The organism is Bacillus sp. TE8-1 (genome assembly GCF_008368855.1).
Classification (GTDB): Bacteria; Bacillota; Bacilli; order Bacillales; family Bacillaceae_G; genus Bacillus_A; species Bacillus_A cereus.
This window is the reverse complement of the sequence record NZ_QPET01000054.1, coordinates 1-11,205: the sequence shown is the minus strand read 5'-3', so window position 1 is coordinate 11,205 and position 11,205 is coordinate 1. Positions and strand designations below refer to the sequence as shown.

Here is an 11,205-nt window from a genome sequence, read left to right as displayed (position 1 = left end):
AAGGAACAGTTTTTATTTATTTTATTTGAATGGAAATTTTATTGTTTTTTACATTGTTTTCTTTTATTGTTAATGTTATTTCTCCAGATTCTTTAAATGAATACGGTGATAGTTGATAAATATCTTTTATATCATGTTTTTCTTGTAATTTACTTATCGGTATTAATACGATATTTGGCTTCCATGTTTCTTGTTTTCCTGAAGGATATTCTATAAGTATTACCGGATTTTTTAACTGCATTTTTTTCCAAGAGACGAAATATAGTTGAACTTCAGTATCTTTTTTTAATAATTCTTCGGAGAAATAACCGAATTCGCCTACATTACCGAAAACAGTGTAGTTTTGATTTTTTAATTTAATATCTAAATAACTAGGTTGATATGTTACTGCATGATAAGTTCCATATGAAAGTGAGAGTATGGCAGCGATTAAAATACCGATTGAAAATGTCTTAAAGCTATTGCCTTTAAAGTTAGTCATCATGAAAGAGTTTGGTGTGAATTTTTTTGCGAATAAAAAAATAAGTAATATGAGTAAGAGGGATAAGCCGATGAATATATACATAGGAAATTTACACCTCCACAATAAAATAATATATTAACTATATTTTACCATAAATGTATGGGGTAGGGTGGTTGTTTGGAAGGAGAAAATGAAGAAACAATTTTTTTTACAGTTCTTGATAATTTGAAATTCGATTTATGGAAATTATAGCGTAATGTTTGAGTAGTAATCAGAAGGTATCCAATTCGTGTATATAGAATAAAGAGGGAATGCGTCATTAGAAATGTTTGATTTATGGAACAATAAGGACTTTAGTAATTATAAATATTTTTTCTGATATAATGAATGAGTAGAGAGAAAGGAGTGATCCTATGGCATTTCCTATATTAGAAACAGAACGCTTACGTTTAGTTGAAATAGAACAATCTTATTGTCAAAAAATATATGAAATCTTTTCATTGGATGAAGTAACGTGTTATTACGGTATGAATTCTTTTACGGAGTTTGGACAAGCTTCACGTATGATCGAATCTTTTTCGAAAAATTACTTTGAGAAAAAGGCAATACGATGGGGAATTGTGTTAAAAGAAACGAACGTTTTAATAGGAACAATTGGACTAAACAATTTACAATTATGGAGTAAACGATCTGAGATTGGATATGACCTGCATCCTCGTTATTGGGGAAATGGTTATGCGTCAGAAGCGGCTCGAGAAATTATTGATTATGGGTTTAAAGATTTGGGTTTGTTTAGAATTGGAGCTATTACATATCCTGAAAATGTTACTTCTTGTAGAATGTTATCTAAAATCGGCTTTCAAAAGGAAGGTCTATTGCGCGGATATATTCATCAAGGAAATAAGCAACACGATGCATTATTGTATTCTATAGTGCGAACTGATATTGAAGACATAAATTTATAATAAAAAAAAACCTCTTAATTAAAAGAGGTTTTTTTTTATTATAAATTAACCTAATTTAGGCAATAAACGTTCTCCGCTTTTCATGCTACTTTTACATAAAGGGCATTTAGGCTCTTCTTCAAATGAAAAGTTCTTTCTCATCCATCCTAAACAATCCTCTGATTCACATTCCCAAACAGGGGTTTGTTCTGGTGGTACTTCTGCTACATCGTTCTTTCGATTGCGATACATGTAACCACTCCTTTTATGTAAAAAATTTTAGTTATATATTAAAAAGGTTGTTAACCTTGCTGGTAACAACCTTTTTATTGTTTGAATTATAGCTTTACAACGTTTTTAGCCTGAGGTCCGCGGTTACCTTCTTCAACTTCGAAGCTAACTTCTTGACCTTCGTCAAGAGACTTGAAGCCGTCGCCAGTGATAGCTGAGAAGTGAACGAATACGTCGTTACCGTCTGCAACTTCGATGAAACCGAAACCTTTTTCGCTGTTAAACCATTTTACTTTACCTGTTAATGTCATGGTAATGCCTCCTAAAAGTAGAAAAATTACAATATGATCGGCCTTATTTGAATGAAAATAAAAGTTCACATATTATCAAAAACCCATAAGGAGTACAAAATGTCCCTGATTGATACTTGATAATATGCAAAGAAAATATAGTGTTAAATTGACCTTAATTACTATCTTACAACAAATGGTGGGAAATAGCAAGTGCTGGTAATACCACTGATTAATCTGGGTGATAATAGTAAAGGCACAAAGGCACCTCTTTTATTTATATATTATTCCTAATTTGGATTTATGCAAAATCATGTAAGAAAAACTTAGAGTAAATATTAATATTGCATTTTTTATGGTAAAATATGGTTGTTAACTGTTGGTAGTTAAATATTATAAAAGGAGAAAAGAAAGTGAAAAATAATTCATTTATAATAATTGAAGCAGCAAAAGCAGGGAGAAAAAAGGTGCATCCAGTCTTTGCTGTAATATTAGCCATTATATTTTTGACTTTAGGCGAACTTTTTATGTTATTTATGTTATTTTTACCAAAAGCTGAAACGATATTCATGAAAGGTATTTATGACAATGTTAGAATGGTGTTAACGTTTGGCGGAGCTATATTTATTTTATTTATATGGGTTCGTTTTGTAGAAAAAAGACCTTTTTCATCCATTGGCTTTTGGAAAGAGAAATGGATGAGAAAGTATTTAAAAGGTGCGTTAATAGGGTTTGTATTTATTTCAACGCCAGTTATTCTACTATTATTAATGGGGAGTATGAAATTGCAAGTACAACATATTACCTCAACAGTAATAGTAGGAATAGTAGGATCTCTAGTTGCATTTTTAATACAAGGGGCAACAGAAGAAATTATTGTACGAGGTTGGTTATTCCCGGTTCTTTCTGTTAGAAGTCGTATATGGGTTGGGATTGTTGTGACGTCTTTCTTATTTGGTTTTCTTCATTTACTTAATCCAGGTATTACAATTCTTTCAATATCGAATATAATATTAGTTGGTGTATTTGCAGCTTTTTACGTTTTAAAAGACAGTAGTCTGTGGGGGATTTGCGCATGGCATTCCATTTGGAATTGGGCACAATATAACGTCTACGGTTTTGCAGTTAGCGGGATGACCATATATTCAACGCCGTTATTTAAACCTGCAACAAATGGCCCCGTATTCCTTCATGGAGGCACGTTTGGAATTGAAGGTAGTATCATTACAACAATCATGCTCACTATCGCTTCAATTGTTTTATGGAGAAAGTTATGGGGAAGAAAAGCGAAACAACGAAATTTTAGTTAATGAAAGAGGGAGAAACTATGGGGATAATAGCATTTGAGGGAGCAAGTGCTGTTGGTAAAAGTACCACGTGCCGTGAATTAGAAAAGAATTATGGTGCTTATATAATACCTGAAGTGAATTCTTTATTTGAAAGACCAAAAAATGAACATAGAACATGGTATTTTGAAAAACAAGTTGAGCGCTGGAATATAGCTGTTCAGAAGTCAGAGCAATATGAATTAGTAATACTCGATGGGGATATATATCAACCACTTAGTTATAATTGGTGCTTTCATTTTGATATATTTAATCAGCCATTATCTTTAATAGAAAATTTTTATAAAGAAAAGATGATAAATAGGGAAATTGGTTTTCCGGATCAATATTTTTATTTATATACGAACGATGAAGAACTTAGAAAGCGGAAAGTATCTGATGAGACGAAAAGAAGAAGAAACTTTGAAAAACATTTACATATATCAAAATCGTTTCAGCGTTATTATGAAAATTTAAATACTGTTACAGATGGGTATTGTAAATTAATTGAGGCGAAAAGTGTAAGAAATAATGAATTAGAAATAGTGAGAAACTCAAAAAATTTGAACGTGTGTGAAGAAAGACGTTTTGATGTTTCGAGGTTAGATGCTATTACGAAGTGGTTAAAAGAAAATCGTGCATAAAGTAAAAACAACGAGTGTTGTAGAACGCGCTCGTTGTTTTTTTGTTTCTTTATAAATATAAAGGAAAAATTTGTAGAATATTTTCATTATTTAACAGAATAATCTTTCAATTTTAAAGAAATACAATATGAGGAAGTATATATAAATAATATGATAGGGGATGCGATGCGATATTTTGAATGAAGTAACAGTTTTTATATAAGAAATAATTAGGTAGTCAGAACAGAGATATTTGGGAGGAAACAAGCGAGATGAAAACATTTTTGAAAATAATAGGTGTTATAGCTGGTATGGCGGTAATCGGAGTAGGTTTAACATATGGTATGCTGCATTATTTAAATAATAGTAAACCAGCTGCGAAAAAGGCATCACCAGCTGCTCCAGCGGTAGAAGTATTAGCCGATAGTAACGTAAAAGCAGAAGATGCAAAGATTTTAGAAAATGGCAATTATTCATTGCCAAATAGTGGTTTTAATAAAAATTTTAAATGGACAGATGAGAACATACAGACAGCATTACATGAAATGGCACATCAAAAAGCGAAAGCTGATCAAAAGTGGGGTTATATTTTTATTACACAAGAGCGGATTGAAAGCTTAATTGATATTGTAAAGAGTAATGATCTTGTGCAGGGAAGTACATATGTAGAAATTTTAGAACGATGGAAACAAGGAAAATATGAAAAGGTTGATGGGGATCACAATAAGATTTGGAAATTACAAAGTGGGAATTTAGGAGAAGGAAAAGGAGTAATGTCGGAAGCTGAGCAAAAAGAATTAATTAATCAAGTGTTTATGAACAAAGGTACATATTCAGGTAGTAAATTAATTGCAGGTGGGGGACAGACTAATAAATAGTATACTAATTAATGAAAGAGAGTAATTGCTTATTAGGCAATTACTCTTTTTATATGTACGTCTTAATATTTTAGTCTCGTTCAAGTAAGGAAAGAAACGACTGTAACACCGGGGAAATCCATCTAGATTTATGATAGATTACATGACTTTGAATAACTGTTGGAGTTTCGATAGGCTGAAAACATAGTTGTTCTTTTTGACAACTTTCTTGTACAACGATATAAGGAAGAATTGAAATGCCTAACTCACACATAACGGATTGTTTAATGACTTCAACATTGGAAGTTTCAAATGTTTTATCTGGAATATTCCTGCTTTGACGTAAAAAACGATCTACCATTGGCCTATAGCCGCAGCTTTGTTCTGTAAAAATGAACTGGGTGTCCTGTAATAACTGGAATGGATTTGTATGCGCAGAGGAATAAGCTGGTAAAATCCATCCAAATGTTTCATTACTAAAAGTACGCGTAATAAAATCATTATGTTCTATACTTTCTCCAATTATGAAGATAACGTCTGTTTCTCCTTCACGTAATTTTTGTAATGCTTGTTCATTTGTGTTCGTTTCAAGCACGATATTTACTTTCTGATTTTTCTGTTTGTAAGTACGTAATAATTGTGGTAATCGATATACCGCTAATGATTCATTAGATGTAATACTTAATGTACCTTCTAAATAATCTGTGTTTTGGGGGATTTCTTGCGCTTTTTCATATATTGAAAGTAATTCTAATGCATAAGGATGAAATTGATGACCTGCTTTTGTAAGTAGCACTTTTTTCCCTAACCGATCGAAAAGTGGAATATGTAAATCGTTCTCTAAAGCTTTCATATGTGCTGTAACAGTAGATTGCGCATAACCTAGCGCATGAGCAGCTTTAGAAAAATTACCATACTTCACAATGGCGCAAAATGTTTTAACATGTCTCATTTCCATAAGCGATCCCTCTTTTATTATCATGATTTGTGAATGATTATATCATGTATTTTAATTTTCCAAATGATTAAATTCTGTATAAAATGAAATTGTAGAAATATTCATTTAGGTGATATTGGAGGAGAAAAGATGAACAAAAAGGGCTATCATGTAGCTGTTGTTGGGGCTACAGGTGCGGTAGGGCAAAAAATTATTGAACTGTTAGAGAATGAAATAAAGTTTAATATAGTTGAAGTTACATTGCTTTCGTCAAAACGATCCGCTGGTAAGAAAGTAAGATTCAAAGGACGAGAGATAATTATACAAGAGGCAAAAACAACTAGCTTTGAAGGTGTAGATATTGCCTTTTTTAGCGCTGGGGGAGAAGTATCTAGACAATTTGTAACTCATGCAGTTTCTAGTGGTGCGATTGTAATTGATAACACAAGTGAGTACCGAATGGCGCAAGATGTACCGCTCGTTGTTCCGGAAGTAAATGCGCACACTTTAAAACAGCATAAAGGTATCATTGCAGTTCCAAATTGTTCAGCATTACAGATGGTAACAGCACTTCAGCCGATTCGAAAATCATTCGGTTTAGAAAGAATTATCGTTTCAACATATCAAGCTGTATCGGGTTCTGGCATTCATGCGATTCATGAATTACAAGAGCAGGCTAAGTCTATGCTTGCTGGTGAAGAAGTGAAAAGTAATATATTACCGGCGAAAAAAGATAAAAAACATTACCCAATAGCGTTTAATGTACTGCCTCAAGTAGATATATTTACAGACAATGATTTTACTTTTGAAGAAGTAAAAATGATTCAAGAAACGAAGAAAATATTAGAAGATGAAAACCTGAAAATGGCAGCTACTTGTGTACGTGTTCCAGTTGTATCAGGGCATTCAGAATCGGTTTATATAGAACTGGAAAAAGAAGCAACCGTTGCGGAAATCAAGGAAGTACTAATGGATGCACCAGGTGTTATTTTGCAGGATAACCCTAGTGAACAGCTGTATCCAATGCCATTATATGCAGAAGGGAAAATAGATACATTTGTCGGAAGAATACGTAAAGATCCTGATACGCCAAACGGATTCCACCTCTGGATTGTTTCCGATAATTTATTAAAAGGTGCGGCTTGGAATTCAGTTCAAATCGCAGAGACTTTAGTGGAAAAGGGGATACTTTAATATAGTTTAAAAAACTGGAAAATCGTTAATGATTTTCCAGTTTTTATTTCATAATGGTTTTCTATATTTCGACCAACTTTACTTTAAATTAGTTGTTATTGAATTTTTATAAATATCTACTTTATGTGCAGTGAAGCGTAAGGTTTTGGATTCTGCATGAATTGTAAGATTAATAATAATCGATAACGGCATTTCGACCGTTTTCACAATATCTTCTATAGCAATATACTCATTTTTTGCTTCCTTATAATAAACAACAGAACGAATTACGGCCTCGTCACCTTCAATATCAATTTCACACATCATAGGGAATTTTTCACCATTATGTAAGAATAATTCGCCTAGTACGATTGAACCGTTTAATTCTTCTGTAAAATTAGTAGTTGCCGCTGGTTTTACCCATGTTTCGTCATGTTCTTCGTTTTCCTCTTCATCTATTGCCCATTCCCAAATGGGGTTTTGTTTTAGGTCCTCAATAGTTAATTTATCAATTGGTTTGCAACTACTCATACATAAATTCTCCTTTTATTTTGATAAATAAGTTTTTTGATTTCATGAATTAGATGATTGCTTATAAGTGGGTTTAACAAAGTATTTTGCTCATTTGATATCCAAACTACTTTATTTTGAAATAAAGCTATTACAGCAATATTAACAAAACTTTAATTGTCTAGTAAATAATTATTAGTGGAGATATTAAAATGGAATGGTGTTAAAGAAAGATAGTAAAAAACATCAAGGATGAATGAAATCCATTTGGTACGATATGGATATATCCAATGTGAGGGGGAGTTTGATGTATCAAGTAAAGGGGTATTTTTCATCATTAAAAGGAAGTTATTATGAGATTGGAAAGCAACAAGGGGAATTCGTGAAACAAAATCCGTATCTCATCCCGCAATTTATACACGAAGCAAATGTAATATCTAATAACCATTGGACAGAATCGAGAAATATACTAAACAAACATTGTCCAGGCATAAATGAAGAAATTGAGGGGTTTTGTGAAGTGTTAAAAATTCCTTCAAAAAATATGATGTATTACTATCAAACACTATTGAAAGCAGGTTGTAGTCATTGTGCAGTATTACCTAAAAAGACAGATTCAAAACACACATATGTATTAAGAAATTATGATTTGTCACCAGTAATAGATGATATGCGTTTTTGCTCGACGCATGTTGAAGGTGCGTATGCACATAGTGGTTTTTCTACTCAATATTTTGGTCGAACAGAAGGGGTTAACGAACATGGATTATCTGTTACATTTTCAGCATGTGGTCAACCAGTAGGAAACATTGCAGGTTTAAGAAAGCCAATGGTAAATGGTTTACAATGTTTTGCGGTAATTCGATTGTTGTTGGAGAAATGTAAAAATGTGCAGGAAGCTAAGTCACTAATAGAAGAAATACCAATTGCTAGTAATATTAATTTAATAATAGCTGATCCTTTAAGTGCAGCATATATTGAAATATTTGACGGTCATAAATCGACAATAACGATTGATGGTGAAAAACAAGCTTTTATTGTATCAACAAACCATGCAGTTAGTTCATCAATTCAGAAATTAAATAATAGGAAATTAGAACAATCAACAAAGAGATATTACCTTTTACATGAGCATTTAAATAGATATGAACAAGTAAGCATAGAGTCTTTAAAAAAGTTAGTAGAAGAAGAATATCCTGCTGGACTTACTGTGTATAACTATGAAGAATGGTTTGGAACTTTACATTCTGTATTATTCGATTTACATGATTGTACAATGAAGATTTGTTTCGGATCACCACTTTTAAACGACTGGTATTCATTGAAAGTTGGAGGAAGTATGCCGTTTTCTGAGGTGAACGTGAACTTTAAAAATAAAACTTATACTGACTTTTGGAAGGAAGATAAGAATGAATTGATACCTAAAAGATAAATGGGATAAGATGGTGATGTAAAGAGTGCATTTATACTGGAGGGATTATCAATACTAAAGGTTATGTTACCATTTGTTCTTATCTTTTTTCTTGTCATTGCGATGTATATTGCTTATCAAAAGAGAAAAAAGTCTGGGATAAAAGGATTGAAAAGTGCGGTAACTTCTATTTGCTTCTTTTCACTTGCAATCTTAAATATGTTTGCATATTGGTTTCATTTTGGCGGTGCTTTTACTTGGTTATTTTCAATTGTATTATTGCTAGTTGGTGCATATTTTACAAAATATATTCCAATATCTAAAAGGGTACATTAAAGTTTATAGGAGTTAAATATAATGTTTACTTTGTTTTGAAAAGAGATTATTCTACTAAATTGTTGTGAAACGGTTTCATAGGATAATCTCTTTTGTTTAGTTTTGGAAAGAACGTACTGTGATTTTTAGTTGCTCAATAAATTTTCGAGTTGCAGCACACATATATTTATCTTTTCTATAAATTAGCCCTATTTCAATTATTGGAGTAGGGTTTTCTATTTTAATAGCTTGAATGTTTTTATTTTGTAAAAAGTCTATATATGGTTTGGGTAACACTGTAATTCCCATTCCTTTGGAAACCATTTGGATTAAAGATTCCATCGTACTAATTTCTAAAATTGGCCTTGGTTTAAAGTTTAACTTTTGACAATGAGATGTAATTAGTTCGGTTAAAAAGAAATTTTTAGGTAAAAGAATTAAAGGGTAGTTCTGTAATTCAGCAATAGATACATGATTACGTTCAGCTAATCGATGACCAGTGGGCACGACCAATGTAAGATCGCTTTTGTATAGAGGGATGGAGATAATCTCTTTATCTTGCACCGGGAGAAATGTAATTCCAATATCTAGTTCGTTTTGTAATAATTTTTCACGAATATCTCCTGTACGAAGCCCTAATACAGAAAGCTCTATATTAGGATATAAATTATTAAAATTTAAAATAGCTGGTGGTAGTAAATAATTTACGACGGTTAACAAAGCCCCTATTGTTAAGGAACCTTGCTGTAATCCGTTTAGGTCTTGAATAGCTGAACGAGCTTGTTCGACTTCATGAAAAATGGTTTTACTATGTGATAATAAAATCTTCCCTGCTTCAGTTAATGATATTTTTTTACCAATTCGATCGAAAAGTGGCATTCCTACTTCATGCTCTAATGCACGTATTTGTTGACTTAGAGAAGGCTGTGAAATATTTAATTTTTCAGCTGCTTTTGTGAAATGTAATTCTTTTGAAACAGCTAAAAAGTATTCAAGTTGTCGTAATTCGATTGGAATCACCTCAAGTATAATAATAGGTTATACCTATCATTATTATATAAATAATTGAATTGAACAATGATTTTAGAGGTTTTATAATCATCTTTATATAACAGAGAGGTTTGTAAAAATTAATCGAGAGAAAATACATGTAACACCTGTAAAGGAGGAAATAGAATGGCTAATGAATATCAATTATTATCTTTAAATATAGGATTACCAAAAGAGGTTACATACGGCGGAAAAGTAATTCATACAGGCATAAATAAGAAACAAGTAAAGGAACCGGTATATTTATCCTTTGTAAAATTTAATGGGGATGGACAAGCTGACTTAGTTCATCATGGAGGAGTAGATAAAGCAGTTTGTGTTTATACTGGTGATCACTATCCATATTGGAAAAAAGAATTGAATCAAGATTTTGTATATGGGGCTTTCGGAGAAAATATAACAGTTAGTGGTATGCGCGAAGAGGATGTTTGTATTGGTGATACGTTTGAGCTAGGACAGGCAATCGTACAGGTAACACAGCCAAGGCAACCTTGTTTTAAATTAGCAAAAAAATATAATATTCCAAAGTTACCACTATATTTTCAAGAAACAGGATATACAGGATTTTATTTTCGTGTATTAAAAGAAGGATGGGTATCATCAGTCGATACCTTAAAAAAACTACAGTCTGATCCAAAAGGTGTTTCAGTAGCGTTTGCTAATCGTATCATGCATAAGGAAAAACAAAATATTGAAGGGGTAAAAAGGATATTAGAAGTAAATGCACTTTCAAATAGTTGGAGAAAGTCTTTTGAAAAGCGTATAAGTGGAGAAGAAATTAATACGAAGGAAAGACTTGAAGGGATAAAAGAATAAAAATATTTTATTATAAATAGTGTATTTCTATTAGTAAAAGCTAATTAGAAAGCGCTATTTTTATATAATAAACTAATTAATATCCAGAAATCTTAATATTGTTTTATTCGACTTATTTTCAAATAGTCAAAACATAAAATTAATTAGACTTTTTTTTAATGTTTTTTGATATTATATGGATTGGAAAGACCTCTTTTTTAAAGGTTAGGTAATAAAGGTATTTTAATTTCAAGGGACTTCATATTTTGGGGGCACCACAG

The 11,205-nt window shown here is 31.8% G+C and carries 14 protein-coding genes; 8 read left to right on the top strand and 6 right to left on the bottom strand.

Translation table 11 applies throughout. The annotated features are described in order from the left end of the window. Positions 1-16: 16 nt before the first annotated feature. Positions 17-565 carry a hypothetical protein gene (locus DN404_RS30030; RefSeq protein WP_000275232.1) on the bottom strand — a complete coding sequence of 183 codons (549 nt, stop codon included), beginning with the start codon at positions 563-565 and terminating at the stop codon, positions 17-19. Positions 566-876: 311 nt separating this feature from the next. Here DN404_RS30030 and DN404_RS30020 point away from each other — a divergent pair, with 311 nt between their 5' ends. Then, the gene (locus DN404_RS30020; RefSeq protein ID WP_000885398.1) at positions 877-1,428 is read left to right on the top strand and encodes a GNAT family N-acetyltransferase; all 552 of its coding nucleotides are present in this window, start codon (positions 877-879) and stop codon (positions 1,426-1,428) included. Between the two features lie 45 nt (positions 1,429-1,473). Here DN404_RS30020 and DN404_RS30015 read toward each other — a convergent pair whose 3' ends face one another. Both DN404_RS30015 and cspD read right to left on the bottom strand, forming a co-directional pair. Then, on the bottom strand, positions 1,474-1,659 hold the full coding sequence (locus DN404_RS30015; protein ID WP_000286203.1) for a cold-shock protein: 186 nt from the start codon (positions 1,657-1,659) through the stop codon (positions 1,474-1,476). Between the two features lie 86 nt (positions 1,660-1,745). Continuing rightward, the gene (cspD, locus tag DN404_RS30010) at positions 1,746-1,949 is read right to left on the bottom strand and encodes a cold-shock protein CspD (RefSeq protein ID WP_000176366.1); all 204 of its coding nucleotides are present in this window, start codon (positions 1,947-1,949) and stop codon (positions 1,746-1,748) included. 392 nt (positions 1,950-2,341) lie between these two features. Between cspD and DN404_RS30005 the strand changes: the two genes are divergently transcribed. From DN404_RS30005 to DN404_RS29995, 3 genes are all read left to right on the top strand, one after another. Continuing rightward, positions 2,342-3,238, top strand: coding sequence for a CPBP family intramembrane glutamic endopeptidase (locus tag DN404_RS30005; protein WP_149215850.1), 897 nt, complete (start codon positions 2,342-2,344; stop codon positions 3,236-3,238). Beyond that, a complete protein-coding gene (locus tag DN404_RS30000; protein ID WP_119683340.1) occupies positions 3,238-3,897 on the top strand; it encodes an AAA family ATPase in 660 nt (219 codons plus the stop codon). Before DN404_RS30005 ends, DN404_RS30000 begins: the two co-directional genes overlap by 1 nt. A gap of 251 nt (positions 3,898-4,148) precedes the next feature. Beyond that, positions 4,149-4,754, top strand: coding sequence for a PRK06770 family protein (locus tag DN404_RS29995; protein WP_000846978.1), 606 nt, complete (start codon positions 4,149-4,151; stop codon positions 4,752-4,754). A 70-nt stretch (positions 4,755-4,824) separates the two neighbouring features. On the opposite strand, the gene DN404_RS29990 is transcribed toward DN404_RS29995, so the two are convergent. Beyond that, positions 4,825-5,691: a LysR family transcriptional regulator gene (locus tag DN404_RS29990; protein WP_149215849.1), complete on the bottom strand. Its 867-nt coding sequence runs from the start codon at positions 5,689-5,691 to the stop codon at positions 4,825-4,827. Positions 5,692-5,820: 129 nt separating this feature from the next. Between DN404_RS29990 and DN404_RS29985 the strand changes: the two genes are divergently transcribed. Next, positions 5,821-6,864: an aspartate-semialdehyde dehydrogenase gene (locus DN404_RS29985; protein ID WP_001034720.1), complete on the top strand. Its 1,044-nt coding sequence runs from the start codon at positions 5,821-5,823 to the stop codon at positions 6,862-6,864. Between the two features lie 78 nt (positions 6,865-6,942). On the opposite strand, the gene DN404_RS29980 is transcribed toward DN404_RS29985, so the two are convergent. Further along, a complete protein-coding gene (locus DN404_RS29980) occupies positions 6,943-7,374 on the bottom strand; it encodes a hypothetical protein (RefSeq protein ID WP_044307218.1) in 432 nt (143 codons plus the stop codon). A gap of 286 nt (positions 7,375-7,660) precedes the next feature. On the opposite strand from DN404_RS29980, the gene DN404_RS29975 reads away from it, so the two are divergent. Together DN404_RS29975 and DN404_RS29970 are read left to right on the top strand one after the other, a co-directional pair. Continuing rightward, entirely contained in the window at positions 7,661-8,785 is a 1,125-nt protein-coding gene (locus DN404_RS29975; protein ID WP_149215848.1) for a C45 family autoproteolytic acyltransferase/hydrolase, read from the top strand. 63 nt (positions 8,786-8,848) lie between these two features. After that, positions 8,849-9,100 (top strand): hypothetical protein, encoded by a 252-nt coding sequence (locus tag DN404_RS29970; RefSeq protein WP_000936605.1) that lies wholly within the window; start codon positions 8,849-8,851, stop codon positions 9,098-9,100. Positions 9,101-9,196: 96 nt separating this feature from the next. On the opposite strand, the gene DN404_RS29965 is transcribed toward DN404_RS29970, so the two are convergent. Further along, positions 9,197-10,099: a LysR family transcriptional regulator gene (locus DN404_RS29965; RefSeq protein ID WP_149215847.1), complete on the bottom strand. Its 903-nt coding sequence runs from the start codon at positions 10,097-10,099 to the stop codon at positions 9,197-9,199. 156 nt (positions 10,100-10,255) lie between these two features. On the opposite strand from DN404_RS29965, the gene DN404_RS29960 reads away from it, so the two are divergent. Next, a complete protein-coding gene (locus DN404_RS29960) occupies positions 10,256-10,945 on the top strand; it encodes an MOSC domain-containing protein (RefSeq protein WP_001263000.1) in 690 nt (229 codons plus the stop codon). Positions 10,946-11,205 lie beyond the last annotated feature (260 nt).

Coding starts and splice junctions, on each gene's coding strand:
- DN404_RS30030 (WP_000275232.1), bottom strand. CDS start 565: ATGTATATATTCATCGGCTTATCCCTCTTACTCATATTACTTATTTTT.
- DN404_RS30020 (WP_000885398.1), top strand. CDS start 877: ATGGCATTTCCTATATTAGAAACAGAACGCTTACGTTTAGTTGAAATA.
- DN404_RS30015 (WP_000286203.1), bottom strand. CDS start 1,659: ATGTATCGCAATCGAAAGAACGATGTAGCAGAAGTACCACCAGAACAA.
- cspD (WP_000176366.1), bottom strand. CDS start 1,949: ATGACATTAACAGGTAAAGTAAAATGGTTTAACAGCGAAAAAGGTTTC.
- DN404_RS30000 (WP_119683340.1), top strand. CDS start 3,238: ATGAAAGAGGGAGAAACTATGGGGATAATAGCATTTGAGGGAGCAAGT.
- DN404_RS29995 (WP_000846978.1), top strand. CDS start 4,149: ATGAAAACATTTTTGAAAATAATAGGTGTTATAGCTGGTATGGCGGTA.
- DN404_RS29990 (WP_149215849.1), bottom strand. CDS start 5,691: ATGGAAATGAGACATGTTAAAACATTTTGCGCCATTGTGAAGTATGGT.
- DN404_RS29985 (WP_001034720.1), top strand. CDS start 5,821: ATGAACAAAAAGGGCTATCATGTAGCTGTTGTTGGGGCTACAGGTGCG.
- DN404_RS29980 (WP_044307218.1), bottom strand. CDS start 7,374: ATGAGTAGTTGCAAACCAATTGATAAATTAACTATTGAGGACCTAAAA.
- DN404_RS29975 (WP_149215848.1), top strand. CDS start 7,661: ATGTATCAAGTAAAGGGGTATTTTTCATCATTAAAAGGAAGTTATTAT.
- DN404_RS29970 (WP_000936605.1), top strand. CDS start 8,849: ATGTTACCATTTGTTCTTATCTTTTTTCTTGTCATTGCGATGTATATT.
- DN404_RS29960 (WP_001263000.1), top strand. CDS start 10,256: ATGGCTAATGAATATCAATTATTATCTTTAAATATAGGATTACCAAAA.